Here is a 26,201-nt window from a genome sequence, read left to right on the forward strand (position 1 = left end):
AGCTCAGTGCATATTCATTCAAACGCTGAAAGGGAAGCCTCATGACGGATATCAGCAGAAACAGGCTGTCTGCGGAACCCAGTGCCTATCTGCGCCAACATGCGGACAACCCGGTTCACTGGCAGCCCTGGGGAAAGGAAGCCCTCGACGCAGCGCGGGAATTGAACCGCCCTATCCTGCTTTCAATCGGCTATGCCGCCTGTCACTGGTGTCATGTCATGGCCCACGAGTCTTTTGAAGATGCCGATGTTGCAGCAGTCATGAACGACCTGTTCGTCAATGTGAAGGTAGACCGCGAGGAGCGACCGGATATCGACCAGATCTATATGGCAGCGCTTGGCGCCATGGGACAGCAGGGCGGCTGGCCCTTGACCATGTTTCTGCGCCCTGACGGCAAGCCGTTCTGGGGCGGCACCTATTTTCCGCGACATGCGCGCTACAACATGCCGGGCTTTGTCGACGTACTGAACGCGGTGAATGGTCTCTGGCAGGGAAATAAAGAAAAAATTAAACATAATGCCGAAGCGGTCTTCAATCATTTGGAAGGCAGGCTCGCTGCGCAGAGCGAAGGTAGCCAGAACGAAGTTTCCCGTTTCGATGCGATCGCCACACGGATCGCGACCATGTTCGATCCCGTCCGGGGTGGTATTGACGGCGCTCCGAAATTTCCCAATGCCCCTTTCATGGACGCTCTGTGGCTATCCTGGCTTTATAATCGCGACAGCGATAGCAGGGACAAGTTTATCCACTCGCTAAAAACCATGCTGCAAGGTGGCATTTACGACCATCTCGGCGGTGGTCTTTGTCGCTACAGCACGGATGCGGACTGGCTGGTGCCACATTTTGAAAAGATGCTCTACGACAATGCCCAACTGATCCGTCACGCTAATTATGCCTATGCGGAAACCAAGGATGACTTGTTCCGTAACCGAATCGAAGAAACTATCGATTGGCTGGTTCGTGAAATGCGCCTGCCGGACGGCAGTTTCACATCCAGTCTGGATGCCGACAGCGAAGGCGAGGAAGGAAGATTCTACGTCTGGAGCGAAGCAGAGATCGACCGCGTTCTGGGAGGAGACAGCGCAGCTTTCAAGACCTTCTATGGCGTTACACCGAGTGGCAACTGGGAAGGCCATACTATTCTGAACCGCCTGCATGACGTCGATGGTGGAGGGTCGGTTCCGCCGTTGATACGGGATGCCAAGACGAAGCTTTTCGCACAGCGTGAAACACGCATTCGCCCCGGACGGGATGATAAGGCGCTCACCGACTGGAACGCACTGGCAATCCGGGCACTCGCAGAGGCAGGGCGGAGCTTTTCAAAACCGGACTGGACCACGCTCGCCATCGAAGCCTATCACGCCATCATGGCGCCGTTTCGTGCGGGACAAATGGCGCATTGTCGTATGGAAGATCGGCTGGTCTACCCTGCCCTTTCGACAGACTATGCCGGCATGATCAATGCAGCGCTGGCGCTCTATGAAGCAAGTGCTGACCGCGCTTATGTGGATGATGCGCAGAAGCTGAAGCAAGCGCTCGACGCACATCACCGGGACGCGTCCGGCAATTATCGCCTCTCGGCACTCGATGCCGACGATGTTATTCTTCACGCCTATGGCGATTATGACGAGGCGATCCCCAGTGCGACCAGCCAGATCATTGAAGCGCTGACGCGGCTTTTCCTCGCGACCGGCGATATGGCGCTTTATCAAAGCAATGAGACGTTGATTGAGCAGGCACTGGGCCGCGCATTCGCGCAGCAATATGGACAGATCGGCATATTGAATGCTGCGCGTATGGCAGCCGAACCGCTGTCGCTCGTTGTCGCCGCGCAATCCCAACAGGATGAGCTTGTTACGATAGCGAATCGAAACCCTGATCCGCGGCGTATGGATAAGATCGTCAGTTTCACAGCGGATGCTGAGATCAACCTGCCCACAGGCGGCACAGCCAAGGCGGACAAGCCCTCCGCGTGGTTCTGCAAAGGCCATGTGTGCCTGCCACCCGTGGAAAACGGCGAAGCCTTGCGCATTCTTCTCACCGGCGGAGCATGAACACCAAAAAAGCCACGCCGGCTACCCAGCGTGGCTTTTGATTAGCAAAGCTGCAAGGAGCTTACGTGTTCATCGAATCGAAGAACTCGCCATTGCTCTTGGTCTGCTTGAGCTTGTCGATGAGGAACTCGATTGCATCGGTCGTGCCCATCGGCGCAAGGATACGGCGGAGAACAAAAATCTTCTGGAGATCGGCGCGTGGGACGAGCAGATCTTCCTTACGCGTACCGGACTTGAGAATGTCCATAGCCGGGAAGATACGCTTGTCTGCAACCTTGCGGTCGAGAACGATTTCCGAGTTACCCGTGCCCTTGAATTCTTCAAAGATCACTTCGTCCATACGGCTGCCGGTATCGATCAGCGCGGTCGCGATGATGGTAAGCGAACCACCTTCTTCGATGTTACGCGCAGCACCGAAGAAACGCTTCGGACGCTGGAGCGCATTGGCGTCCACACCACCGGTCAGGACTTTACCCGACGACGGAACAACAGTGTTGTAAGCGCGGCCAAGACGGGTGATCGAGTCAAGCAGGATCACGACATCGCGGCCATGTTCCACGAGGCGCTTGGCCTTTTCGATGACCATTTCGGCAACCTGAACGTGACGCGCAGCCGGTTCGTCGAAGGTTGACGAAATGACTTCGCCCTTCACCGAACGCTGCATATCGGTCACTTCTTCCGGACGTTCATCGATCAGAAGAACGATCAGATAGCATTCCGGATGATTGGCGGTGATCGAATGCGCGATATTCTGCAACAGAACGGTCTTACCGGTACGCGGCGGAGCGACGATCAGGCCGCGCTGGCCCTTGCCGAGCGGCGCAACCAGATCGATGACGCGCGGCGACAGATCCTTGGAGGTTGGAACTTCGAGTTCCATCTTGAAGCGCTCATTGGGATAGAGCGGCGTCAGATTGTCGAAGTGGACCTTGTGGCGAATCTTTTCCGGGTCTTCGAAATTGATCGAATTGACCTTGAGAAGCGCAAAATAACGCTCGCCTTCCTTCGGGCCACGGATCGGGCCTTCAACCGTATCGCCGGTCTTCAGCGAGAAGCGGCGCAACTGCGAAGGGGAAATATAAATATCGTCGGGGCCTGGCAGATAATTGGCGTCGGCGGAGCGCAGGAAGCCAAAACCGTCCTGCAGCACTTCGACAACGCCCTCACCGATGATCTCGACATCCTGCGAAGCCAGCTTCTTGAGAATCGCGAACATCAGTTCCTGCTTGCGCATCGCGCTCGCATTTTCGACTTCAAGGGTTTCGGCAAAAGCAAGCAGCTCAACCGGTGTTTTATTTTTTAGTTCTTGTAGTTTCATTTCCTGCATGGATGAGGAACTCTTTTGAAATATAAGGAGAAAATGCAGTTGTTCGGAAAGTTGGTCAGCTGGTTGGCTTGACCGGCATCGAAGGCCTGCGATCAGGAAGGGAAGAGGTTTCCTTCATATCGATTTGCAATATGAAGAGCAAGTCACATGTAGTGACTGCGCAAAAATTCTGCAACGAGAAAATGGCAGAAACCCGACCAAACGGGTTTCTTTTTCATTTAAAACCGCAATTAAAATGGCTTCACGATCACCAGAATGACGATCAGGACCATCAGCACCGTTGGCACTTCGTTAACGATTCGCCAGTGCTTTGCCGATTTCGTGTTCTTGTCTTCCGCGAAAAGGCGTGTCGCTTTCGAAAGATAGCCATGCATGCCGGACATCAGCACGACCAGCAGCAGCTTGGCGTGCAGCCACCCGCCCTGGAAGCGGAAAATCTCCCATGCCATCCAGATACCGGCGATCCAGGTCACCGCCATGGCGGGATTGATGATGAAGTGCAGCAGTCGCTTTTCCATCACCTTGAAAGTCTCGGAAGCTTCTGAGCCCGGCTCGGCCGCTGTGTGATAGACGAAAAGCCGTGGCAGATAGAGCATTCCGGCCATCCAGGCAATGACGGCAATGACGTGAACCGCCTTTACCCAGAGATAGGCATCGGTTGGATTCACGTGAAACAATGCCCAAACGCCAAGCACCACGATGACAAGCGCTGCGATCATGCGAATATAGGCGGCCTTGGTGCTGCCCTTCGAGGTCGGCTGGCTCACGATTTTTCTCCACGAATGCGATCAATCATGCGCTGGACATTCTCGACCGGCGCTTGCGGCGTAATACCATGTCCGAGATTGAAGATCAGCGGACCTTTCCCGAGACGTTCCAGGATCGCGTCTACACCTTCATCGAGTGCCGAACCGCCCGCGACAACGCGCAACGGATCGAGATTGCCCTGAATGGCGCCATCTTCCTGCAAGGCGGCGGCGAAATTGAGCGGAACCGACCAGTCGAGGCCGAGCACGTCCACGCCAGTCTTTTCGCGGTAGCCCGCATAAAGCATTCCGGCTCCCTTCGGGAAACCGATAATGCGGGCTTCGGGATAGACCGCGCGAACTTTCTGAACGATCCGCGCCACCGGCTGGATGCAGAACCGCTCAAAGCAATCTTCGTCCAGAACACCAGACCAGGAATCGAAAATCTGTACGGCGTCCGCGCCTGCATCCAGCTGTTCGATGAGATATTCGGCGGACACATCCGCCAGATCATTCAAAAGCTTTTCGAAGGCTTCCGGGAAACGATAGGCGAAAAGGCGGGCTGGCGCTTGATCCGGTGTACCGTGACCGGCGATCATATAGGTCGCAACGGTCCAGGGCGCGCCACAGAAGCCAAGCAGCGTCGTTTCGTCGGGCAGTTGCTCGCGCAGTAGCCGAACCGTTTCGTAGACCGGCTCCAGCCGTTTGGCGACACCTTCGGTCTCAAGCCAGAATATCTCGTCCGCGTCGATCGGGGTCATCAAAGGCCCCCTGCCTTCTTCAAAGCGAAGGTCACGTCCAAGGGCGTGAGGGATGACCAGAATGTCGGAAAACAGAATGGCTGCATCAAAGCCAAAACGGCGGATCGGCTGAAGCGTCACTTCGACTGCCAGGTCGGGTGAATAACACAGATCGAGAAAGCTCCCTGCCTTCTTCCGTGTCTCGCGATATTCCGGAAGGTAGCGACCGGCCTGACGCATCATCCAGATGGGAGGTGGAAAGACCGCTTCACCGTCGATCACTCTCAAGACTTTGCGCTTCATCTGATTTTTTTCCGCCCTGTTGGTTGTCTGATCCGGTTTTGGTCTGAAGTTATCCAGTCCGGTTCTCATAAAGAAAGGATGATTCAGGAATCTTTTGATTCTTAGAGTCTGTTGGAATCGGGGATTAAGGTCTGTTCCGGTTTTCCCCACAGTTCAGAAATTGCCAACGCATCCTGTGCAATTTTTCGCCGCCAGTCTGACCGAAAACGGAAAAAACTCAATTCCCTCTTTTAATATAAAGGGTTACCAATTGACGCAGTTCATGAGCTTTTGTGGAAAAGCTGGGAATTATTGAGAGGTTTCCCGATTTTGCGAGTCTTGTCCACACATGTTGATGGCGGCTTCTCACATGTTCGCCCGCTGTGGATGACTTGCCAATTTTTCCACGGCCTGCCATGGCTTGTGGAAGAAGCCTCGGGCTTACGCACAGCCGTCAACAGGAGGGCAACAAAACTGTGACCAGACCGCTTTCCTACTTTCATCTCCATCTGATTTCTGATGCGACCGGAGAGACTCTCCTTGCAGCCGGGCGCGCTGCGGCGGCGCAATATGCCAATGCGCGGGCCATCGAGCATATTTATCCACTGATCCGCACCGAGAAGCAGTTGCGCAAGGTTCTGGAAGGCATCGACGCCGAACCTGGCATTGTGCTTTATACGATTGTGGATCAGAAACTGGCTGCGATCATCGATCAGTCCTGTGCGGAAATGGGTATTCCAAGCGTGTCTGTGCTGGAACCGGTGCTGACCACGTTTCAATCCTATCTCGGCGCGCCCGCACACCGCCGCGCCAGCGCGCAGCATGTGCTCAATGCCGATTATTTCCGCCGGATCGACGCGCTCAATTTCACGATGGAGCACGATGACGGGCAATTGCCGCTCGATATCGAGGAGGCGGACGTCATTCTGGTCGGTATTTCGCGCACGTCCAAGACGCCGACCAGTATTTATCTGGCCAATCGCGGCGTGAAGGCGACCAATGTGCCAATCGTATTGGGCATTCCTATTCCCGAAGTGCTGTTCACGGCCAAGCGACCGCTGATTGTGGGGCTGGTGGCGACCGCCGAGCGGATTTCGCAAATCCGCCAGAACCGCCCGCTTGGCAGTGTGCCGTCGCTCGATACGGGACTTTATACGGACCGGGTGTCAATTTCTGAAGAATTGGCCTATGCGCGTAACATCTGCAACCGGCACAGCTGGCCGATCATCGATGTATCGCGCCGTTCCATCGAGGAAACGGCAGCCGCCATATTGGCGCTTTTGCGATCTGGAAAGAACGAAGGATTTCAGTCATGACAACCAGGCTCATTCTTGCTTCCAAAAGCCCGTTCCGTTCTGCGCTGTTGAAAAATGCAGGTATCGAATTTTCGAACGAAAGTGCCGATATCGATGAGCGCGCCGTCGAAGCCCCGCTTTATGAAACGGGCGCTACGCCGGAAGATGTGGCGCAGGTTCTGGCTGAAGCCAAGGCGCTGGACGTGAGCGAGAAAAATCCTGGCGCCGTGGTGATCGGCTGCGACCAGACTCTCTCGCTCGGTGAAGATATTTTCCACAAGCCCGCCGATATGGAAGCGGCGGGTCGCCAGCTTCTGCAATTTTCCGGCAAGACGCACCAGCTCAACAGCGCGGTGGTTCTGGTGAAGGACGGCGAGACTCTATGGCGTCACGTTTCGGTGGCGCGCATGACAATGCGGGCATTGAGCCCGGCTTTTATCGGGCGCTATCTCGGTCGGGTTGGCGACAGCGCGCTTTCCAGCGTCGGCGCCTATCAGGTGGAAGGTCCGGGCATCCAGCTTTTCGAAAAAATCGAAGGCGATTATTTCACGATTGTCGGCCTGCCGCTGCTGCCGCTGCTTGCCGAACTGCGCAAGGAACAACTTATCGATGGCTGACACGACATCCGTGGCGGGACCGAAGGCTTTCGTCACCGGCTTTCCGATCAAACATTCGCGTTCCCCATTGATCCACGGATTCTGGCTGGAAACGCTCGGCATTGACGGTTCTTACCAACCGATCGAGGTCAAACCGGAAGATTTCGCGGCTTTCGCCGCAGCGCTTGCAGCCAATGGTTTCGCGGGCGGCAATGTCACGATCCCGCATAAGGAAGCGGCTTTTGCGGCAGCGGAAAGCCTTGATGGTGCCGCAACGGCCATCGGCGCGGTCAACACGCTGTGGTTTGAAGGCGGCAGGCTGCGCGGCGGCAATACGGATGCCTATGGCTTCGCCGCCAATCTCGACGATTATGCGCCGGGCTGGGACAACGCCGAAACGGCGCTTGTTCTGGGTGCGGGCGGCGCAAGCCGCGCCGTCGTTCACGCGCTTTTGTCGCGCGGCTTTTCAAAGGTCTGGATCGCTAATCGCACGGCAAGCCGGGCAGAAGAACTGGCCGCGCATTTCGGCGCTGCCGTTTCGGCCTCCGGCTGGGATGCCGCGCAGCAACGCGTTGCTGATGCCGGGCTGATCGTCAACACCACCTCGCTCGGCATGAGCGGTCATGGCGGCGATCAGGATGACGAAGGCAGGTTTCCGCTTGATCTGAGCGTCGCAGCGGAAGGCGTCATCGCGACCGATATTGTTTATGTTCCGCTCAAAACGCCCTTTCTGAAAGCTGCGGAAGAGGCCGGACTGAACACCGTGGACGGGCTTGGCATGTTGTTGCATCAGGCAGTCCCGGGTTTCGAACGCTGGTTTGGCCAAAAGCCTGAGGTGACGGCGGCGCTGCGGGAGCATATTCTGGCGGATATGGCAAAGGCTGGCGCTCTATGATCATTCTCGGACTGACAGGCTCCATCGGCATGGGAAAGACCACGGCGTCCAATATGTTTGCCGAGGCGGGTATTCCTGTTTATAGCGCCGACGATGCAGTCCACCGGCTTTATTCAGGCCGTGCCGCGCCGCTGATCGAGGCGGCTTTTCCCGGAACGGTGACGAACGGCACCGTGGACCGTGAAAAACTATCCGCTACGGTGATCGGCAAGCCGGATGCCCTGAAGAAGCTGGAAGCCATCGTGCATCCGCTGGTGCGCGAGGAAGAAGAAGCGTTTCTGCGTGAGGCGGAAGCGCAAGGCTCGGCCATCGCTCTGGTCGATATTCCGCTGCTTTTTGAAACCGGCGGCGAAAAGCGCGTGGACAGGATCGTAGTCGTCTCTGCGCCTGCCGATATTCAGCGCGCCCGCGTTCTGGCGCGGCCCGGCATGACAGAAGAAAAGCTCGACGCCATTCTCGCGCGTCAGATCCCGGATGCCGAAAAGCGCGCCCGTGCCGATTTCGTGCTCGATACCAGCGGCAGTTTTGACAATTTGCGTCAGCAGATTACAGCGGTCATCGAGAAATTGAGTGGAAAGCCGGCGGTCGCGACCGAATAGCCGCATTCGTCGTGCTATAAGGTTCGAGATAATCCCTTGAGAGGTTCTTCAATGCGTGAGATCGTTTTCGATACCGAAACCACCGGTCTGGAAAGGCTGGAGGATCGCGTGATCGAAATTGGCGGCGTGGAACTGATCAACAAGTTTCCCACAGGCCGCACATTCCATAAATTCATCAATCCGCAGGGACGTCAGGTGCATGCGGAAGCGCTGGCCGTGCATGGCATCAGCAATGAGCAATTGCTGGACAAGCCGACTTTTGCTGAAATTCTGGACGAGTTTCTGGAATTCTTCGACGGCGCCAAGCTGGTCGCGCACAATGCCATGTTCGACCTTGGCTTCATGAATGCCGAACTCGCGCGTCTTGGAAAACCGGAAATCGCTGCGGAGCGCATTGTGGATACGCTGGCGCTGGCGCGCCGCAAACATCCGATGGGGCCGAATTCGCTGGACGCACTGTGCAAGCGTTATGGCATCGACAATTCGCACCGCACGCTGCACGGCGCTTTGCTCGATTCCCAGATTCTGGCGGAAGTCTATATCGAGCTGATCGGCGGCAAGCAGACGGCGCTTGGTCTCAGCCAGGATGGTGGGGCAAACAGGGATAATGCAGCCGATGGCAGCGCCGCCATTGTGCTGGCGGTGCGCCCTGCCCCGCTTGCTCCCCGCATCAGCGAAACGGAACGTGCAGCCCATGCCGCACTGATTGAGGGTATGGGTGACAAGGCAATCTGGAAAAAATATTTGGCCTGAATTTTTGGATGAATATGACAAAAAACCCGGCCTTGAGCCGGGTTTTTATTGCAAGCCGTATGTAGAGCTCAGCTTTTGACGGCGGCCTTGGCCTGTTCTTCGGCCATGCGCTGCTGGAACATCTGCGCGAAATCGATTGGGTCGATCATCAGCGGCGGGTAGCCGCCATTGCGCGTTGCGTCAGAAATAATCTGGCGCGCGAACGGGAACAGCAGGCGCGGGCATTCGATGAACAGCAGCGGCAGCATGTGTTCCTGCGGGATGCCAGCAATGCGGAAAACGCCGCCATAGACCAGTTCCGTGTTGAACAGAACGTCCTTGCCGTCCATAGCCTTGGCTTCCAGCGTCAGAACGACGTCGAAATCCGTTTCGGAAAGCGGATTGGCGTTCACGTTGACATTGATGTTGATCGAAGGAGCCTTATCGCGCGGGCGCAGCGACAGCGGCGCACCCGGGCTTTCAAAGGACAGATCCTTCACATATTGCGCCAGAATGTTGAGGGACGGCTCGGCGGTCGCGCCATTGCCATTCTTTACTTCGCCCGCAGCGGCCTTATCGCTCATTATCGGTATGCCTTCTTTTCGGTAATTAAACTCGTTGCCCCAAAAGGCTGGTGGTCTGATTCCGACATTTGCTTTCCGTGCTACAGCCGCTGGGCAAATGTCGGAATCAAAAGACCACCAGCAACTTTAAATCTTCAGTGGAGTTTTCAAATTTGACGTTTGAAGCTGCGCTTATGTCGAACGGCGTTCAAACGTCAAATTAACTCCACTGGAATGCTTGGCTAGCATGTGAACGGGAATGAGGCAAGGAAGGCTTTTAACGTTAGCTATTGCTGCTGTTAGCCGTCTTTGCGCTCGCCTTTCCATGGCGAATTGTCATTCGGCTTGGTCGTATAATCTTCGGGGTCAAGATCGATGACACGATCTTCACGCGGTTGCTTATACTGGCCATAGCCGTCCGAATAGCGCGCCGAGGTGGCGACGACCATGCGGCCACGCACGAATTTTTCCCAGACGATATCGCGAATGAACGGGATGAACAGCAAAATGCCGATGGTGCTGGTCACGAAGCCCGGCACGATCAGCATGATCGCGGCCAGAACCAGCATGGCGCCATGCACCATTTCGCGATCCGGCACGCGGCCTGCCGCCGTTTCGGTGCGGATGCGCTGGAGAAGGCCGATCCCCTGCACACGCAGCAGGAAAAAGCCCAGCATGGCGCTCAAGATCACCAGACCCAGTGTCGCGAATACGCCGATATGGCTGCCGACGATCACAAAACCGGCGATCTCGATGAAAGGCATTGCCAGCATGACGAGAGGGGCGAAAGAAGACGACACGTGAGTCAGGACCTTTTGTTGTGTGATTGACGTTGCGAACATAGCGACAAATGTAGCTTTTTCAGGTTCGGAACGAAAATGAAACTGTTAACATGAAATATCAAATAGGTACGCGTGATCGGGATTTGAATGATTGCGCCTGCCGATCTATATGTATGAAACAGAAATTCACGATTGGAAGGGATTTGACGCCCTCTCCTTCAATCTATGGCAGGCGGCATGGAATTTTTCGACTTCGGCACAATCTTCTTCTTCATCGCAGCGGTGATCATTTTTCTCCAGCTGAGGAATGTTCTTGGCCGCCGTACTGGAAATGAAAAGCCGCCCTTCGATCCCTATACATCGGCCAAAAGCGCCGACAATGCCGCGCCCGCCGGGTCGGATACTGACAATGTCGTGGCTCTGCCGCGCCGTGCCGGTGAGAAGGACTTTACGGCAATCGACAAGATTGCTGCGGCGGGAACGCCGATCAATGACGGTCTGCGGGCCATTTACGCCGCCGATCCCACCTTCGAACCAGCCCGTTTCGTCGATGGCGTGAAGATCGCTTATGAAATGATTGTGATGTCCTTTGCCGATGGCGATCGCAAGGTTTTGAAGAATCTTCTGTCGAAGGAAGTCTATGAAGGCTTCGTTTCGGCCATCGAGGAGCGCGAGCAGCGCGGCGAAAGCGTGCGCTCTTCCTTCGTGGGCATCGAAAAGGCGGAAATCGCGGCTGCTGAAATGAAGGGCTCGGAGGCGCATGTGACGCTGAATATCGTCAGCCAGATGATTTCGGCGACGCTCGACAAGGAAGGCACGCTGATCGACGGCGATCTGGAAAATGTGGTCGAGATCAAGGACCTGTGGACCTTTGCCCGCGATACGCGCTCGCGTGATCCGAACTGGAAGCTTGTCGCGACCGAAGCGGAAGATTAAGAGAAGGCTTATGAATCGGGCCGCTGATTTCAGCGGCCTTTTTGTTTTTACTTGATAGCGGATGTAGCTGTGAGCGACTTGGCGAGGATTTTCCGCCCGGTGGGTTTTTCCGATTGCCCCGGCTGGGACCGGGACGATCAGGCGCTGGCATTTGCCGCTTTCCGCCGTTCCGCCGATTACGCTGCTAAAAACACCTATCATAGCGGCAGTCTCGGCATCAGTTTTGAGGCGCTGGAACCTGTTTTTGCGGCAGCGCGGCTTCTGGATGATCCCGATACGATCACCGCCCGCGCCTTTTTCGAACAGCATTTCGTGCCATGCCAGATTGTTCCCGAACAGGAACAGGGATTTGTCACCGGCTTTTACGAGCCGGAAATCGAAGCATCCCTTACTGCGGATGAACGGTTCACGGTGCCGTTTCTGAGAAAACCGGGCGATCTCGTCAAGGTGACGGATGATAACCGTCCCGCAGGTTTCGATCCGACCTACGCCTTTGCGCGCCAGACAGATACCGGGCTTGTCGAATATGACGACCGCCGCCAGATCGAACAGGGAAGTCTCGCCGGGCGGGGACTGGAGATTGCCTTCGTTGCCGACCGGGTGGATGCATTTTTCGCCCATGTTCAGGGCGCTGCCCGGCTGAAACTCAACGATGGCAGCATGATGCGCATCACCTATGCCGCCAAGGCGGGGCATCCATTTACGGGCATTGGGCGCATCCTGGTGGCGAATGGCGAAATTCCCGCAGCCGATATTTCCATGCAGACAATCCGCCGCTGGCTCAAGGATCATCCCGACAAGGCGGATGCGCTGATCTGGCAGAACCGGTCCTACATCTTCTTTCGGGAAGCGCCGGTGGACGATGTCGATGCCGGTCCGATTGCAGCCGCCAAGGTTCCGCTGACGGCGGGCCGGTCGCTGGCTGTTGACCGGCTGCTGCATACATTCGGCACGCCGTTTTATGTCGATGCGCCGACCGTCACTGTTTTCGATGGTGCGCCTTTCGCCCGCCTGATGATCGCACAGGATACCGGTACGGCCATTGTCGGCCCGGCACGCGGCGATCTGTTCGCCGGTTCCGGCGATGCAGCGGGCGAAATTGCGGGCGGCATCAAGAGCGCTGCGGATTTCTACGCGCTCGTGCCGCGCCAGCTGGTGGGAGCGTGACCATGGCGCGCGACACCGAAAAATCCGGCAAGGATTATCTGCGGCCCGAAGACCGCATTCTCTGGGAAACGGTTGCGAAGACTGCGAAGCCCTTGTCGCGGCAGAAACCGGTCGCGGAAGAGCTGCCCGATTTCAAGACCCTGGTGGCAGAAGAAGAAAAGCGTCCGGCGCTGAAAATGCCGCAAACCTCTGCCGATGAAGGAAACAAGCCGAAAAAGGGCCTGTCGTCGCTCAGTGAAATGCAAATCCAGTCGCTGGACAAGCCGACCCATCGCAAGATCGCCAAAGGCCGGGTCGATATCGAGGCGCGGATCGATCTTCACGGCCTCACCCAGAATGAGGCGCATGGGCTTCTCTACAGCTTTCTGGTCAGCGCTCATGCCCGCGGTCTGCGCCACGTAATGGTGATTACCGGCAAAGGCCGGTCTTTTGGCAGCGAGGGCATTTTGCGTCAGGCCGTGCCGCATTGGTTCTCCACGCCGCTGTTCCGTTTGCTGGTCAGCGCCTATGAAGACGCCGCGCGCCATCATGGTGGTCACGGCGCGCTTTATGTGCGGTTGCGCCGCCAGACCCAGCAGAACCTGCTTGGTGGTGGCTTGGGCGGTTTGAGCGGAGGCAGGCCGCAGCGATGACCCCGTTTGGAAAGCGATTGCGGGAACTGCGCGAAGAGCGCGGCGTGACGCAGAAGGAAATGGCGGCGGCGCTGCGCGTTTCACCCGCCTATCTCTCGGCGCTGGAACATGGACGGCGCGGTCAACCGACCTGGGATTTGCTCCAGCGCATCATCACATTTTTCAATATCATCTGGGATGAAGCGGAAGAGCTGCAAAGCCTTGCGGCTGTTTCGCATCCGCGCGTGGTGATCGATACATCAGGCCTGTCGCCGCAGGCAACGGAGCTTGCCAATCTTCTGGCGCGCAATATCCGCATCATCGACAAGGAAACCATCAAACGCCTGAGCGATGATATAGAGACGGCGCGCAAGCGCCGCCGGGGCATCATACCGAAGGCCTGAATGCGACTTCCTGTCAGAACAGCGCCTTCAGTTCATCCAGCTTGGTATTGACCAGCCAGCCATAGTAATTTTCCTGCGGCAATTGCGGGTCGGAGCGCCCAGCATTCTCATTTGCCAGCGCACGGGCGCGGGCATCGGCGCCGCCGGTATTATAGAGCGTGGCGGTGAGACCCGGATTTTTGGAAATGTCGAAACCGGCAATCTGGCGATAGGAATTGATCGACTGTTTCAGTGTCGCCGCGATGTAAGGCAGCGTCAGGTCCGGGTCCATGATGGTCTTGTAGACGACGCTGCCGTCTTCGGCATCGAGTTTCGGCAGGCCGGAAACGCGGTTCACCATGTCGGACATCTGCAAGGCGGTCAGCGGGTTGATCTGGCCAAGGCCAAATGTCTGCCCGGCATAGAAGGGCTGGAAGAACACGGCGCTGAACCGATTGTTGGGATAAGAGTTCCCGCCCACCGATTTGCCGCGAAAAGTCTTGTTCCAGACATTTTCCCGGCAGGACCACAGCGAATAGCTATCCTTGAACTTCAGGCAGTCGGCAAATTCAGGCCGCTTGATGAATTGCCCGATGCTTTCGCCATTATAGCCGAAGCTCACGCCCTGATTCACATAGGACATGGCTTTCACATAATAGGTCTGAAGCCGGTCATAGACATCGACATTATAGGTGTGTTCGCCAACAATCGCGCCAACGATATGAATGGGATCGATGCCATAGGCTGCGGCGGTCGACCGGATTTTCGAGCGCAGCGAGGCGTCCTTCTTCAGAAGATTATAGATCTTCTGGTACTTCTTCTCATAGGTGGTACTGAGTTCCCGCGTGCGCTTGGCCGAAGCGCCGGGAATGGGCGGCTGCTCTGCATTGCGGTTGCCGGGCGGCACGACCGTCACCGCATAGGCGCTCTGGCTTGCAAGCATGAAGGCCAAGGCAGCGCCAGCAACAGCGGAAACCGGTTTTGCATTGGACATGGCGCGGAAACAAAAGCCAGCAATGCGGTTCAGTGTACTGTTGCTCATCATTGTGCGGAAGCAGTCCCAATATGGTAAATGGATCGTCAATTCGCGGGCAAAATAGAAAACCCCCCGACGCAAGTCGAGGGGTTTCTTTTTAGAAGCATGAAAGCGACTAGGGCCGTGGCTTTCCGGTCACTTTATTGTCGCGGTTTACAGAATGAAGCGCGACAGGTCGGTGTTCTTCGACAGAGCGCCCACCTTGTCCTTCACGTAATTGGCGTCGACGGTGAAGGTCGCGCCGGTCTTGTCCGGAGCGGTGAACGAAATCTCGTCCAGAACCTTTTCCATCACCGTCTGCAAGCGACGCGCGCCGATATTTTCGACCGTCGCATTGAGATCGACCGCGATATCGGCCAGAGCGTCAATGGCGTCGTCGGTAAAGGACAGCGTCACTTCTTCCGTCTGCATCAGCGAAATATACTGCTTAATCAGGCTTGCCTCCGTTTCTGTGAGGATACGGCGGAAGTCTTCGCGCGTCAGAGCGGAAAGCTCGACGCGGATCGGCAGGCGGCCCTGCAATTCCGGCAGAAGATCGGACGGCTTCGACACGTGGAACGCGCCGGAGGTGATGAAGAGGATATGGTCCGTCTTCACCGGCCCGTATTTGGTCGCAACCGTGGTGCCTTCGACGAGCGGCAGCAGATCGCGCTGCACGCCTTCGCGTGAAACGCCAGCCCCACCCCCGCCTTCGCGGGAGGCGATCTTGTCGATCTCGTCGATGAACACGATGCCTTCGTCTTCGGTGACGCGCAGCGCTTCCTGCACGATCTGGTCCTGATCGAGCAGTTTGTCGGATTCATCATTGACGAGGATCGCATAGGAATCCTTCACCGTGGTCTTGCGCGTCTTGGTGCGCCCGCCCATCGCCTTGCCCAGCATGTCCGACAGGTTGAGCACGCCGATATTGGCACCCGGCATTCCCGGGATCTCGAAATTCGAGTTCGATCCGGTATCGGCGACCTCGATTTCGATTTCCTTGTCGTCCAGCTCGCCGTTGCGCAGCTTCTTGCGGAAGCTGTCGCGGGTGGCAGGGCTTGCCGTCTTGCCGACCAGAGCTTCGAGAACGCGTTCCTCGGCGTTCAGATGCGCCTTGGCCTTCACGTCTTCGCGGCGTTTTTCACGCACGAGCCCGATGGCGACTTCAACGAGGTCACGGATGATCTGTTCGACGTCGCGGCCGACATAGCCGACTTCGGTGAACTTGGTGGCTTCGACCTTGACGAAAGGTGCGCCTGCAAGCTTGGCGAGACGGCGCGAGATTTCCGTCTTGCCCACGCCGGTCGGTCCGATCATGAGAATGTTCTTCGGCATGACCTCTTCGCGCATCTGCCCTTCGAGCTGCTGGCGGCGCCAGCGATTGCGCAAGGCGATGGCCACGGCGCGCTTGGCGTCGTTCTGGCCGATGATGAAGCGATCAAGCTCCGAAACGATTTCACGGGGGGAGAAGTTACTCATTTTACAACCCACTTTGCCACTGCCTGATGAACTCAAACGGATGCAGCAGCATGATCACGTTGAGCGTAAGATTGTCGCGAATGACGATCAGCGCCAGAATTTCAAAGAAGAGCGCGATGGCGACGGTGATTTTGGTTGGCAGCTTTGCTGCGATCAGAAAGCCGAGCGCGGCGGCGAGCGTATCGGAAACTGAATTCACGATGCTGTCGCCGAAATAGTCCACGGAGGACGTATTGGCGCGATAGCGCTCGATGATGAAATTCGAGTTTTCGACCAGTTCCCATACCGCTTCGATGCCGACCGCAGCCGCAAGTCTCAAGCCGAGCGGGGCTTTGGGCGCGATAACCGTGAACAGCCAGTAAAAAAGAAAGCCATGGATGATATGCGACAGCGTATACCAGTCGGCAATATGCTGCGAATTCTCCGATTTCAGCGAACCCGACCATAATTTTATGGTGCCGCATTCGCACATGGCAATCCGCCCGTCGAGATGCAGCCAGATGGCTTGCACCGCAACAATGGCAATGACGATCAGGACGCCCAGGCCCCAGCGTTGTGCACTCGGTTTGGTGACCTGCGCAAGCGAACTCATTCTGCGTCCAGGCTTTCCACGAGGATATTGTGGTTGGTGTAGATGCAGATATCGGCTGCGATCTCCATGGCCTTGCGGGCGATCTCTTCGGCCGACTTGTCGGTGTCGATCAGCGCACGGGCCGCAGCCAGCGCATAATTGCCGCCCGAACCGATGGCCATCACGCCATGTTCCGGTTCAAGCACATCGCCGGTGCCGGTAAGCGCCAGCGTCACCTTGCTGTCGGCGACAAGCATCATTGCTTCGAGCTTGCGCAGATAGCGGTCGGTGCGCCAGTCCTTGGCGAGTTCGACAGAAGCGCGCATCAGCTGGTCGGGATATTGTTCCAGCTTGGCTTCAAGGCGTTCGAGAAGGGTGAAGGCGTCGGCGGTGGCACCAGCGAAACCGGCAATGACATTGCCCTTGCCGATGCGGCGAACCTTGCGCGCATTGCCCTTCATGACGGTATTGCCGAGCGAGACCTGGCCGTCGCCTGCAATCACGACCTTGCCGTTCTTGCGGACGGTCACGATGGTCGTGCCGTAAATCGTTGTGGGATTGTGTTCGATCATGGATGCTCCTTTGGCGGCTCATGCAATCCCGGACGGCGATCCCACAAGCCCCTTCATCTGAGGGTGAACCGCGCCAGCCGGTGATTTTGCCGGATGAATCGCGTTTCAATGTGGATATTTAAGAACAGCCCCCTGAATTGCAAATACTGAATTGCAAATGCCGAATTGCTGCTTGCCGGATTGCCGAAAGCATTTGGCAAAGCGGGCAAGCTGTTCTAGAACGCGTCCAGTACCCAATGAGGACCGCTTATGACCGCTGAAAGCACCCGCAAGGCAAGTATCGAACGCTCCACGAAAGAGACGAGCATTGCCGTTTCTGTCGATCTGGATGGCGTCGGCAAGTTCGACATCACCACCGGTGTCGGCTTCTTCGATCATATGCTCGAGCAGCTTTCGCGACATTCGCTCATTGATATGCGCGTCATGGCCAAGGGCGACTTGCATATCGACGATCATCACACGGTTGAGGATACCGGCATCGCGCTCGGTCAGGCCGTCGCCAAGGCCCTCGGCGAGCGTCGCGGCATCGTGCGCTATGCCTCGCTTAATCTCGCCATGGATGACACGCTGACCGGGGCTGCGGTCGATGTGTCCGGTCGCGCTTTTCTGGTGTGGAATGTCAACTTCACGACGGCCAAGATCGGCACCTTCGATACCGAGCTTGTGCGCGAATTCTTCCAGGCCTTTGCGATGAATGCAGGTATTACGCTGCATATCAACAATCATTATGGCGCCAATAATCACCATATCGCCGAGTCGATCTTCAAGGCGGTGGCCCGGGTTCTGCGCACGGCGCTGGAAACCGATCCGCGCCAGAAGGATGCAATCCCCTCCACCAAGGGGTCGCTGAAGGGATAATTCATGGCCCAGTTCGTCATTCTGGAACCAACCGAAGCGTCTTTCAAAAAGAAGCGCGGCGGGACGAGCGTTGAACATTCCGTGTTCGTGCGTGACGGTTTCCATGTTCTGGCGCTGGTTCTGCCCTTTGTCTGGCTTCTGGCGCAACGCCTCTGGTTCGAGGCTTTCGCCATTCTCGGTGTCACGGCTCTGCTCGGTTTTGCCGGGAGTTACTTCGGCATTGCCGAGGCGGTTCCTCTGCTGACGCTGATCGTTTCTCTGTTCGTCGCCTTTGAAGGTGCGAACTGGAAAATCGCGAAACTGAAGCGTCAGGGCTATATCGAACGGGCGGCAATCGACGCCAGTGATCTCGACGAGGCGGAAATCCGCTATTTCTTCCGACGTGCGGCGGCTGAAACCACTCTCGCGGAAAAGCCTGTCCCTGCATCGGAGCCGGTTTCTGCCCATCGATGGGACAAGGCGTCCCTGCGTCCCACTTATTCCTCTACTGGCTCCACGATCGGCTTCGTGGGTCATCGCGGAGAAAACTGAAAATGCGTGTTGCGATAATCGATTATGGTTCCGGCAATCTTCGCTCGGCCACCAAGGCCTTTGAGCGTGCCGCCCGCGAAAGCGGCATAAATGCCGAAATCGAACTAACGGCGGATGCCGCACGGGTGGCCTCTGCCGACCGCGTAGTGCTGCCGGGCGTTGGCGCTTATGCCGATTGCCGTGCCGGTCTCCACGCCGTGTCGGGCATGGTTGAAGCGCTCGATGAGGTTGTCATCCAGAAGGGCCATCCGTTTCTCGGCATCTGCGTCGGTATGCAGCTCATGTCCGAGCGCGGACTGGAAAAGACCGTGACCGAAGGTCTGGGCTGGATCGCGGGTGATGTACGCGAAATGACGCCGTCTGACCCGACGCTGAAGATTCCGCAGATCGGCTGGAATCGGATTCACGTGAAACAATCGCATCAGGCGCATCCGATTTTCGACGGCATTAAGACCGGCGAGAACGGTTTGCACGCCTATTTCGTCCATTCCTATATGTTCGACGCGAAGAAGGCTGACGAGGTTCTGGCCGTGACGGATTACGGTGGCGATGTTACCGCCGCTGTCGGTCGCGACAATATGGTGGGAACCCAGTTCCACCCGGAAAAGAGCCAGCTGCTCGGCCTTTCGCTCATTGCCAATTTCCTGAAATGGAAGCCTTGAAGACATGATCCTTTTTCCCGCCATCGATTTGAAAGACGGTCAGTGCGTGCGCCTGAAGCTTGGCGACATGGATCAGGCCACCGTCTACAACACCGACCCGGCTGCGCAGGCCAAGGCCTTTGAAGATCAGGGCTTTGAATGGCTGCATGTGGTCGATCTCAACGGCGCTTTCGCAGGCGAAAGCGTCAATGGCGCAGCGGTCGAGGCAATCCTCAAGGCCACAAAAAACCCGGTGCAGCTGGGTGGTGGTATTCGCACCTTGCAGCACATTGATAGCTGGCTTTCCAAGGGGCTGCGCCGCGTTATCCTCGGCACGGTTGCCGTGCGCGACCCGGCGCTGGTGATCGAAGCCTGCAAGGCTTTTCCGGGACAGGTCGCTGTCGGCATTGACGCCAAGGGCGGCAAGGTCGCCGTTGAAGGCTGGGCCGAAGCCTCACAACTTGGCGTGATCGAACTGGCGAAGAAGTTCGAGGGCGCAGGCGTTGCTGCCATTATCTATACGGATATCGACCGCGACGGCGTTCTGGCCGGAATTAACTGGGATTCGACATTGGCGCTCGCCGAAGCGGTATCCATTCCGGTGATCGCATCGGGCGGTCTTGCTTCGATAGACGACATCAAGCGTCTGGCCGCGCCGGATGCGCGCAAGCTCGAAGGCGCGATTTCGGGCCGTGCGCTTTATGACGGTCGCATCGATCCGGCTGAAGCGCTGTCATTGTTGAGGGCCACAGTATGACACTCAAGGCACGTGTAATTCCCTGTCTCGATGTGAAGGACGGTCGCGTCGTCAAGGGCGTCAACTTTGTCGATCTGATCGATGCGGGCGATCCGGTTGAAGCCGCCCGCGCTTATGATGCAGCGGGCGCAGACGAATTGTGCTTCCTCGACATCACGGCGTCCTCGGACAATCGCGAGACAATTTTCGATGTGGTGGCCCGTACGGCAGAACAGTGCTTCATGCCGCTGACTGTCGGTGGCGGCGTGCGCCAGGTTGCCGATATTCGCAAACTGCTTCTGGCTGGTGCCGACAAGGTGTCGATCAACACGGCGGCGGTGAAAAACCCGGCATTCGTCGCCGAGGCGGCGGACAAGTTCGGTAACCAGTGCATCGTCGTTGCCATCGACGCCAAGAAGGTTTCGGGCGAAGGCGAAGCGGATCGCTGGGAAATCTTTACCCATGGCGGTCGCCAGACCACCGGCATCGATGCGGTGGAATTCGCCCGCAAGGTTGTCGATCTGGGCGCAGGCGAAATCCTGCTTACCTCCATGGATCGTGATGGTACCAAGGCCGGTTACGATGTGGCGCTGACCCGCGCAGTGGCCGACAGCGTGCGCGTGCCGGTGATCGCTTCCGGCGGTGTCGGTAATCTGGATCACATGGTGGCCGGTATCCGCGACGGTCATGCGACGGCCGTGCTGGCCGCTTCGATCTTCCACTTCGGCACTTATACGATCGGGGAAGCGAAGCGCTATATGGCCGAAGCCGGAATTCCGATGCGGCTCGATCCGGTTCGCTAACAAGAATATACATGACGGGAGGAACCCCGATGAGCCAGTTTACGCTCGCAGACCTTGAACGCATCGTGGCGGAACGCGCCAGCGTGACCGATGGATCGTCCTATACGGCAAGCCTTGTCGCCAAAGGTCAGACCAAGGCATCGCAAAAGCTCGGCGAAGAAGCCGTGGAAACGGTGATTGCCGCTGTTTCCGGCGACCGCGCGGGCGTGGTTTCCGAAAGCGCCGATCTGCTTTATCACCTGATGGTGGTCTGGAAAATCGCTGGTGTTCCGCTGGAAGATGTTCTGCAGGAACTCGACCGCCGCACGGGCCAGACCGGCCTTGAGGAAAAGGCTGCTCGCCCGAAGGCGTGATCCTGCAAAGGATCGCGCTGAATAGAAGGCCAGAGCAGTTCCGGTTAAAACGGAATCGTGGAGCCGATCTATCTATTTGTTTTTACGCATTATCCTGCGCAAAACCGCTTCGCACTTTTGCTGGAAATGCTCTAGAGAGACGACAGTTCATGTGGGAAAAAGTGGATCAGCTCACCCCTTCCAGATATTCGCCCTACCGCTTTTTCTCGGCAGAGGAATGGGCCGGTTTTCGCGCGGATACCCCCCTCACCCTGACCTATGAAGAAGTCAAGCGGTTGCGTTCGTTGGGCGACCCCATTGATCTCGATGAGGTCCGCCGCATCTATCTGTCGCTGTCGCGACTGCTTTATGCCCATGTCGAGGCAAGCCAGTTGCTGTTTCGCCAGCGCCAGCAATTCCTCAATATGGAGGAATCCTTCAAGACGCCCTTCATCATCGGCGTTGCCGGTTCGGTCGCGGTCGGTAAGTCCACCACGGCGCGTATCCTGAAGGAACTGCTCGCCCGCTGGCCTTCCAGCCCGAAGGTCGATCTGGTGACGACGGACGGTTTTCTCTATCCCAACGCGGTTCTGCGCGAGCAGAACATGATGGAGCGCAAGGGCTTTCCGGAAAGCTATGACATCGGCGCGGTTCTGCGCTTTCTGTCGGCGATCAAGGCGGGCATGAGCCATGTGCGCGCGCCGCTTTATTCGCATCTGAGCTATGACGTGCTGCCGGACGATTACCAGATCGTTGACAAGCCGGACATTCTGATTTTCGAAGGCATCAATGTCCTTCAGGTGCGCGATCTGCCGGAAGACGGCAAGATGGTGCCCTTCGTGTCGGATTTCTTCGACTTCTCGATCTATATCGATGCCGATCCGGAACTGATCCACAAATGGTATATCGACCGTTTCATGCGCCTGCGCGAAACGGCCTTCCGCGATCCGCAGTCCTTCTTCCATCGCTATTCGCAGCTTTCGGAAGATGCGGCCCGCTCCATCGGCGAAGGGCTGTGGCAGAATATCAATCTGCGCAATCTCAATGAGAATATCCTGCCGACCCGCCCGCGCGCTGATCTGATCCTGCGCAAGGGCAGCGATCATCTGATCGAAGAGGTCGCTCTGAGGAAGATATGAAAAGAGGCCGGGGAAACCCGGCCTTGGCATTTTGATCAGCGTCCCAGATTGGTGCGGGCGAGTTCGACGATTTCATCGCCGCGCCCGTTGATAATGGCTTTCAGCATATAGAGGCTGAACCCCTTCGCCTGTTCGGCCTTGATCTTCGGCGGCATAACAAGTTCCTGCTTGGCCGTGACGACATCGACCAGAACCGGGCCCTTGTGATCGAACGCCTGTTGCAGCGCGCCCGGCAGGTCGGCGGATTCTTCCACCCGGATACCCTTGATGCCGATGGCTTCCGCCATGGCGGCAAAGTTTGGATTGTCCAGATCGGTGCTGGTGCTGAGATAGCCGCCCGCTTTCATTTCCATGGCGACGAAACCGAGCGAGCCATTATTATAGACGACGATCTTCACTGGCAGTTTCAGCTGCGTGAGGGATAGAAAATCACCCATCATCATGGTGAAGCCGCCATCCCCGGACAGGGAGATGACCTGCCTGTCCGGTGCTGCGGCCTGCGCGCCAAGCGATTGCAACATGGCATTGGCCATGGAGCCATGACTGAACGAGCCAAGCAGACGGCGCTTGCCATTCATCGTGAGATAGCGCGCCGCCCAGACGGTCGGCGTCCCGACATCGGCAGTGAAAATGGCGTCGTCTTTCGCAATCTCGTCGATCAGACGCGTGAGATATTGCGGATGGATCGGCTGGCCCGCCTTTGAGGGCTGGGCAAGATCGTCGAGATCCTTGCGCGCTTTCACATAATGCGCCTTGGCGGAATTCAGGAATGTCGCGCTGCGGTTCGATTTCAGTTTGGGCAACAGCGCATTGGCGGCTTCCTTCACGTCACTGACGACGCCGAGCGTGATCGGCGCGCGACGGCCGAGCTGCGATGGATCATGGTCGATCTGAACCACCTTAGCTTTCTCGGGATAGAAATTCCGATACGGAAAACTGGTGCCCAGCATCAGAAGTGTGTCGCAGTTCAGCATGGCGTGGTAGCCGGATGAAAATCCGATCAGGCCGGTCATGCCGACATCGTTCGGATTGGCCCATTCGACATGTTCCTTGCCGCGCAGTGCGTGAACGACAGGCGCAGCCAGACGGTCAGCAAGCGCCACCACGGCATCATGTGCTCCGGCGCAGCCGCTCCCCGCGAGGATCGTGATTTTTTCCGAGCCGTTCAAAAGATCGGCAAGCTGCCCGATATCTTCATCGCACGGGATGATCCGGGGTCGCGCCACATGGACCCAGGCTTTCGCGGACGGTTCGTCGATCTGCTTCAGCGCGACGTCCCCCGGCAGGACGATGACGGCCACACCCTGTTGCCCCACTGCGGCGCGCATGGCGCGGTGCAGGACTTCCGGCATCTGGGCGGGATTGGAGACGAGTTCCACGAAATGGCTGCATTCGCGAAACAGTTCCTGCGGATGTGTCTCCTGAAAATAGTCGAGGCCGATTTCCGACGATGGAATATGGGCGGCAATCGCCAGAACGGGTGTGCGATTGCGCTGGCAGTCGAAAAGGCCGTTGATGAGGTGAAGATTGCCGGGGCCGCAGCTACCGGCACAGACGGCGAGCTCGCCGGTTACGGCTGCTTCCGCGCCTGCGGCGAAAGCGGCAGTTTCTTCGTGACGGACATGCATCCAGTCTATCTTGCCAAGGCGGCGCAGGCTGTCGTTCAGTCCGTTCAAACTATCGCCGGTCACGCCCCATATGCGTCGGACACCGGCCTGAGAGAGGGTTTCGGCCAAAAGGTCTGCAACAGTCATGCTCATAATATCACCTCGTTGAAACTCCCGCCTTCAAACTAGGGCGTCAATGAGGAGATGGTAGCAGCTAATTTCGGCGGCGCCGCGCAACGCCGCCGAAAAGAATGCATCAAGCGCGGTGAAAACGGCTCTATGCCGTGCAATCGGTAATGAAACGTGCCAGATAGGCGTCGAAAACCGCTGGCATTTCACGAAAAGGTGCGTGACCGGCATTGTCGATAACGTGGGTTTTCCCCTCCCAGAGATTGCCGAAGCGGACGTTCGACACGAAGTCGAGTTCGACGAAAGGCTCGTCGCGCCCATTGACCACGGCGATGGGGAGCTTTGCCGCCGCCACGATATCGCGCTGGTTGCCACCGGTTCCGGCGGCGAATTTCTCGAACATGATGCGGCGCGCGAAACAGCTTTCCGCGATCCGCAGTCCTTCGTCCATCGCTATTTGCAGCTTTCGGAAGATGTGCCGCGCTCCATTGCCGAAGGGCAGTGGCGGAATATCAATCTGCACAATCTCAACGAGAATATCCTACCAACCCACCCGCCGATCTGATCCTGCGCAAGGGCAGCGATCATCTGATCGTAGAGGTCGCACTCAGTAAAGATATGAAAAGAGGCCGGGGAAACCCGGCCACATCGGAGATTGGTGCGGACGAGTTCGACGATTTCGTCGCCGACTTGTCGATGATGACTTGCGCCATGCCCGAATTGCACGCTTGTCTCGAAGACTCGCGCTGAAAAGCCAAAATCATGCTGTGACCAATTTAATCCTCATGTGGGTTTTCCAAATCCGCATTGCGTCGGAATGCTTTTTTAGAGAATATGGTTAGAATATGTAAAACGGATATACCAGAAAAATTGACAGTTTTATTTATTTATGAATGCAAGTATCTTGATTATATTCAATTAGAATTGAATATTTATAAGTGAATTATTATGTATTAATTTAAGGATGGCATCATGGCTCGCGTAACAACAATTGTTCAAGTAGATAATTTGTCTTCATATGACGTATACCTTGAGGATGGCGAAGATAAAGATAAAAATATGACATGTCATGCGGAGCTTATTCATAAATGTTCAATTGGGATACCGTGGATTGGTAAAAAATCCGAAAATTATAAAAAAATAACACTAAAATGTGGAAAGAATCAAGATAATTACATATACATATTCCAGGATTACTGGAATTCTTCCGATGCAGTAAAATTCAGTAAAGTCAGCCCATTTGATTATAATGATGGAAATCATGATCAGATGCAATACGAACCAACGGGAGCCGGGGATAAGTATCTGCAAATTATGGATGTATACGATAGCAAGCATGAGAATATCATAGATCAAATTGCATATTTGCGTCGGTTTGACACCTAGGTAAGTGGATAATCCGATCACGAATATGCGGGTCAGGGTGACGTACGGATTTGAAACGATGCAAAGGCTTCGCGCCCTTTCGAAGAGGTCGAAGTAAGAAAAATGCTAAGAAAAATCGGGAGCCCGCCCTTTTTAGACGGTGTTTCAGTCGAAGGAAACCTTGCCGCGCCCTTTTTTGATATCCGCGCGGCCTGATTTCGCCTTCAGGCGTCGCTCGACGGAGCCTTTGGTCGGCCTGGTCTTCTTGCGCGGCGGAGGTGGCGGCTCGGCGGCCTTGGCAATCAGGGCGATCAGCCGCTCGCGGGCATCTTCGCGATTGCGCTCCTGCGTGCGGAAGCGATTGGCCTCGATAAGAATGTCACCGTCCTTGGTGCCTTTCTGACCGGCCAGCTTGAAGAGGCGCGTGAGAATATCTTCCGGCAATCCCGATCGCGCCGCATGAAAGCGCAGCTGCACCGCCGTCGAAACCTTGTTGACGTTCTGCCCACCGGGACCGGAGGCGCGAATGAAGCTTTCCTCCAGATCGTCCTCGCGGATCGTCAGGCGATTGGTGATGCGGATGATGTTCCGGTTCTCTTCCATGAGAGAACGCATACACGCTTCGCTTCGGTTGGACAAAAGAAAACCCGGCACGCGCATGCTCCTCAAAAGTGCGAAGCGGTTTTGGGGTAAGGGCATGCGAGAAAAATCACGC

General features: G+C 56.6%; 29 protein-coding genes and 2 pseudogenes. 19 read left to right on the forward strand and 12 right to left on the reverse strand.

Annotated elements, in window-relative coordinates; all coding sequences use genetic code 11:
• Positions 1 to 41: 41 nt before the first annotated feature.
• Positions 42 to 2,054, forward strand: coding sequence for a thioredoxin domain-containing protein (locus HWD97_RS00440; protein ID WP_124915137.1), 2,013 nt, complete (start codon positions 42 to 44; stop codon positions 2,052 to 2,054).
• A 61-nt stretch (positions 2,055 to 2,115) separates the two neighbouring features.
• Here the strand turns inward: HWD97_RS00440 and rho are convergent, their stop codons facing one another.
• The 3 genes from rho to hemE all read right to left on the reverse strand — a co-directional run bounded on the left by rho (position 2,116) and on the right by hemE (position 5,170).
• Positions 2,116 to 3,381 carry a transcription termination factor Rho gene (gene rho / locus HWD97_RS00445; RefSeq protein WP_109370019.1) on the reverse strand — a complete coding sequence of 422 codons (1,266 nt, stop codon included), beginning with the start codon at positions 3,379 to 3,381 and terminating at the stop codon, positions 2,116 to 2,118.
• Between the two features lie 230 nt (positions 3,382 to 3,611).
• Positions 3,612 to 4,100, reverse strand: coding sequence for a protoporphyrinogen oxidase HemJ (gene hemJ, locus HWD97_RS00450; RefSeq protein ID WP_109370335.1), 489 nt, complete (start codon positions 4,098 to 4,100; stop codon positions 3,612 to 3,614).
• A 44-nt stretch (positions 4,101 to 4,144) separates the two neighbouring features.
• Positions 4,145 to 5,170, reverse strand: a complete 1,026-nt coding sequence (gene hemE / locus HWD97_RS00455) for a uroporphyrinogen decarboxylase (RefSeq protein ID WP_109370020.1) — start codon at positions 5,168 to 5,170, stop codon at positions 4,145 to 4,147.
• 455 nt (positions 5,171 to 5,625) lie between these two features.
• Here hemE and HWD97_RS00460 point away from each other — a divergent pair, with 455 nt between their 5' ends.
• Genes HWD97_RS00460 through dnaQ form a run of 5 tightly spaced genes read left to right on the forward strand, consistent with a single transcriptional unit; the run spans position 5,626 to position 9,287 of the window.
• Complete coding sequence (locus HWD97_RS00460) at positions 5,626 to 6,465, forward strand: pyruvate, water dikinase regulatory protein (protein WP_109370021.1); 840 nt, start codon at positions 5,626 to 5,628, stop codon at positions 6,463 to 6,465.
• Positions 6,462 to 7,061, forward strand: coding sequence for a Maf-like protein (locus HWD97_RS00465; protein ID WP_109370022.1), 600 nt, complete (start codon positions 6,462 to 6,464; stop codon positions 7,059 to 7,061). Before HWD97_RS00460 ends, HWD97_RS00465 begins: the two co-directional genes overlap by 4 nt.
• The gene (locus HWD97_RS00470) at positions 7,054 to 7,935 is read left to right on the forward strand and encodes a shikimate dehydrogenase (protein ID WP_109370023.1); all 882 of its coding nucleotides are present in this window, start codon (positions 7,054 to 7,056) and stop codon (positions 7,933 to 7,935) included. The genes HWD97_RS00465 and HWD97_RS00470 overlap by 8 nt, the downstream gene beginning before the upstream one ends.
• Entirely contained in the window at positions 7,932 to 8,534 is a 603-nt protein-coding gene (coaE, locus tag HWD97_RS00475; RefSeq protein WP_109370024.1) for a dephospho-CoA kinase, read from the forward strand. Before HWD97_RS00470 ends, coaE begins: the two co-directional genes overlap by 4 nt.
• 51 nt (positions 8,535 to 8,585) lie before the next feature.
• The gene (dnaQ, locus tag HWD97_RS00480; protein WP_109370025.1) at positions 8,586 to 9,287 is read left to right on the forward strand and encodes a DNA polymerase III subunit epsilon; all 702 of its coding nucleotides are present in this window, start codon (positions 8,586 to 8,588) and stop codon (positions 9,285 to 9,287) included.
• A gap of 68 nt (positions 9,288 to 9,355) precedes the next feature.
• Here the strand turns inward: dnaQ and secB are convergent, their stop codons facing one another.
• Together secB and HWD97_RS00490 are read right to left on the reverse strand one after the other, a co-directional pair.
• The gene (secB, locus tag HWD97_RS00485) at positions 9,356 to 9,850 is read right to left on the reverse strand and encodes a protein-export chaperone SecB (RefSeq protein ID WP_109370026.1); all 495 of its coding nucleotides are present in this window, start codon (positions 9,848 to 9,850) and stop codon (positions 9,356 to 9,358) included.
• Positions 9,851 to 10,128: 278 nt separating this feature from the next.
• Entirely contained in the window at positions 10,129 to 10,629 is a 501-nt protein-coding gene (locus HWD97_RS00490; protein ID WP_109370337.1) for an FxsA family protein, read from the reverse strand.
• A gap of 219 nt (positions 10,630 to 10,848) precedes the next feature.
• Here HWD97_RS00490 and HWD97_RS00495 point away from each other — a divergent pair, with 219 nt between their 5' ends.
• From HWD97_RS00495 to HWD97_RS00510, 4 genes are all read left to right on the forward strand, one after another.
• A complete protein-coding gene (locus HWD97_RS00495) occupies positions 10,849 to 11,547 on the forward strand; it encodes a Tim44/TimA family putative adaptor protein (protein ID WP_109370338.1) in 699 nt (232 codons plus the stop codon).
• A 69-nt stretch (positions 11,548 to 11,616) separates the two neighbouring features.
• Positions 11,617 to 12,714, forward strand: a complete 1,098-nt coding sequence (locus HWD97_RS00500) for a murein transglycosylase A (RefSeq protein ID WP_109370027.1) — start codon at positions 11,617 to 11,619, stop codon at positions 12,712 to 12,714.
• A gap of 2 nt (positions 12,715 to 12,716) precedes the next feature.
• Positions 12,717 to 13,346 carry a Smr/MutS family protein gene (locus HWD97_RS00505; RefSeq protein WP_109370028.1) on the forward strand — a complete coding sequence of 210 codons (630 nt, stop codon included), beginning with the start codon at positions 12,717 to 12,719 and terminating at the stop codon, positions 13,344 to 13,346.
• Positions 13,343 to 13,729: a helix-turn-helix domain-containing protein gene (locus tag HWD97_RS00510; RefSeq protein ID WP_109370029.1), complete on the forward strand. Its 387-nt coding sequence runs from the start codon at positions 13,343 to 13,345 to the stop codon at positions 13,727 to 13,729. The genes HWD97_RS00505 and HWD97_RS00510 overlap by 4 nt, the downstream gene beginning before the upstream one ends.
• A 13-nt stretch (positions 13,730 to 13,742) precedes the next feature.
• Here HWD97_RS00510 and HWD97_RS00515 read toward each other — a convergent pair whose 3' ends face one another.
• The 4 genes from HWD97_RS00515 to hslV form a co-directional block, all read right to left on the reverse strand.
• On the reverse strand, positions 13,743 to 14,750 hold the full coding sequence (locus tag HWD97_RS00515; RefSeq protein ID WP_109370030.1) for a DUF1402 family protein: 1,008 nt from the start codon (positions 14,748 to 14,750) through the stop codon (positions 13,743 to 13,745).
• Between the two features lie 147 nt (positions 14,751 to 14,897).
• Positions 14,898 to 16,202 carry an ATP-dependent protease ATPase subunit HslU gene (gene hslU / locus HWD97_RS00520; RefSeq protein ID WP_109370031.1) on the reverse strand — a complete coding sequence of 435 codons (1,305 nt, stop codon included), beginning with the start codon at positions 16,200 to 16,202 and terminating at the stop codon, positions 14,898 to 14,900.
• A gap of 1 nt (position 16,203) precedes the next feature.
• Positions 16,204 to 16,794, reverse strand: a complete 591-nt coding sequence (locus HWD97_RS00525; RefSeq protein WP_109370032.1) for a DUF2585 domain-containing protein — start codon at positions 16,792 to 16,794, stop codon at positions 16,204 to 16,206.
• Entirely contained in the window at positions 16,791 to 17,345 is a 555-nt protein-coding gene (gene hslV, locus HWD97_RS00530) for an ATP-dependent protease subunit HslV (protein WP_078337637.1), read from the reverse strand. Before hslV ends, HWD97_RS00525 begins: the two co-directional genes overlap by 4 nt.
• Before the next feature lie 249 nt (positions 17,346 to 17,594).
• Here hslV and hisB point away from each other — a divergent pair, with 249 nt between their 5' ends.
• From hisB to coaA, 7 genes are all read left to right on the forward strand, one after another.
• Positions 17,595 to 18,203 (forward strand): imidazoleglycerol-phosphate dehydratase HisB, encoded by a 609-nt coding sequence (gene hisB, locus HWD97_RS00535; RefSeq protein ID WP_109370033.1) that lies wholly within the window; start codon positions 17,595 to 17,597, stop codon positions 18,201 to 18,203.
• 3 nt (positions 18,204 to 18,206) lie between these two features.
• Complete coding sequence (locus HWD97_RS00540; RefSeq protein WP_371834576.1) at positions 18,207 to 18,734, forward strand: DUF2628 domain-containing protein; 528 nt, start codon at positions 18,207 to 18,209, stop codon at positions 18,732 to 18,734.
• Between the two features lie 2 nt (positions 18,735 to 18,736).
• Entirely contained in the window at positions 18,737 to 19,396 is a 660-nt protein-coding gene (gene hisH, locus HWD97_RS00545) for an imidazole glycerol phosphate synthase subunit HisH (RefSeq protein WP_109370035.1), read from the forward strand.
• 4 nt (positions 19,397 to 19,400) lie between these two features.
• Complete coding sequence (gene hisA, locus HWD97_RS00550; protein ID WP_371834577.1) at positions 19,401 to 20,132, forward strand: 1-(5-phosphoribosyl)-5-[(5-phosphoribosylamino)methylideneamino]imidazole-4-carboxamide isomerase; 732 nt, start codon at positions 19,401 to 19,403, stop codon at positions 20,130 to 20,132.
• On the forward strand, positions 20,129 to 20,914 hold the full coding sequence (gene hisF / locus HWD97_RS00555; RefSeq protein ID WP_371834578.1) for an imidazole glycerol phosphate synthase subunit HisF: 786 nt from the start codon (positions 20,129 to 20,131) through the stop codon (positions 20,912 to 20,914). The genes hisA and hisF overlap by 4 nt, the downstream gene beginning before the upstream one ends.
• Positions 20,915 to 20,943: 29 nt before the next feature.
• A complete protein-coding gene (locus tag HWD97_RS00560) occupies positions 20,944 to 21,267 on the forward strand; it encodes a phosphoribosyl-ATP diphosphatase (RefSeq protein WP_121536906.1) in 324 nt (107 codons plus the stop codon).
• Between the two features lie 149 nt (positions 21,268 to 21,416).
• Positions 21,417 to 22,385: a type I pantothenate kinase gene (gene coaA / locus HWD97_RS00565; protein ID WP_121536908.1), complete on the forward strand. Its 969-nt coding sequence runs from the start codon at positions 21,417 to 21,419 to the stop codon at positions 22,383 to 22,385.
• Between the two features lie 35 nt (positions 22,386 to 22,420).
• Here coaA and poxB read toward each other — a convergent pair whose 3' ends face one another.
• Complete coding sequence (gene poxB / locus HWD97_RS00570) at positions 22,421 to 24,145, reverse strand: ubiquinone-dependent pyruvate dehydrogenase (protein ID WP_371834579.1); 1,725 nt, start codon at positions 24,143 to 24,145, stop codon at positions 22,421 to 22,423.
• 124 nt (positions 24,146 to 24,269) lie between these two features.
• Positions 24,270 to 24,536, reverse strand: a pseudogene (locus tag HWD97_RS00575) (alpha/beta fold hydrolase); the annotation flags it as partial.
• On the opposite strand from HWD97_RS00575, the pseudogene HWD97_RS00580 reads away from it, so the two are divergent.
• Positions 24,534 to 24,736 (forward strand): annotated as a pseudogene (locus tag HWD97_RS00580) (type I pantothenate kinase); the annotation flags it as partial. The pseudogenes HWD97_RS00575 and HWD97_RS00580 sit on opposite strands and share 3 nt — an antisense overlap.
• 357 nt (positions 24,737 to 25,093) lie before the next feature.
• A complete protein-coding gene (locus tag HWD97_RS00585) occupies positions 25,094 to 25,507 on the forward strand; it encodes a hypothetical protein (protein ID WP_109370041.1) in 414 nt (137 codons plus the stop codon).
• Positions 25,508 to 25,651: 144 nt separating this feature from the next.
• On the opposite strand, the gene arfB is transcribed toward HWD97_RS00585, so the two are convergent.
• Positions 25,652 to 26,101 carry an alternative ribosome rescue aminoacyl-tRNA hydrolase ArfB gene (gene arfB, locus HWD97_RS00590; protein WP_171317018.1) on the reverse strand — a complete coding sequence of 150 codons (450 nt, stop codon included), beginning with the start codon at positions 26,099 to 26,101 and terminating at the stop codon, positions 25,652 to 25,654.
• Between the last annotated feature and the right edge of the window lie 100 nt (positions 26,102 to 26,201).

Source organism: Ochrobactrum sp. C6C9, assembly GCF_022627935.1.
GTDB classification, from domain to species: domain Bacteria; phylum Pseudomonadota; class Alphaproteobacteria; order Rhizobiales; family Rhizobiaceae; genus Brucella; species Brucella teleogrylli.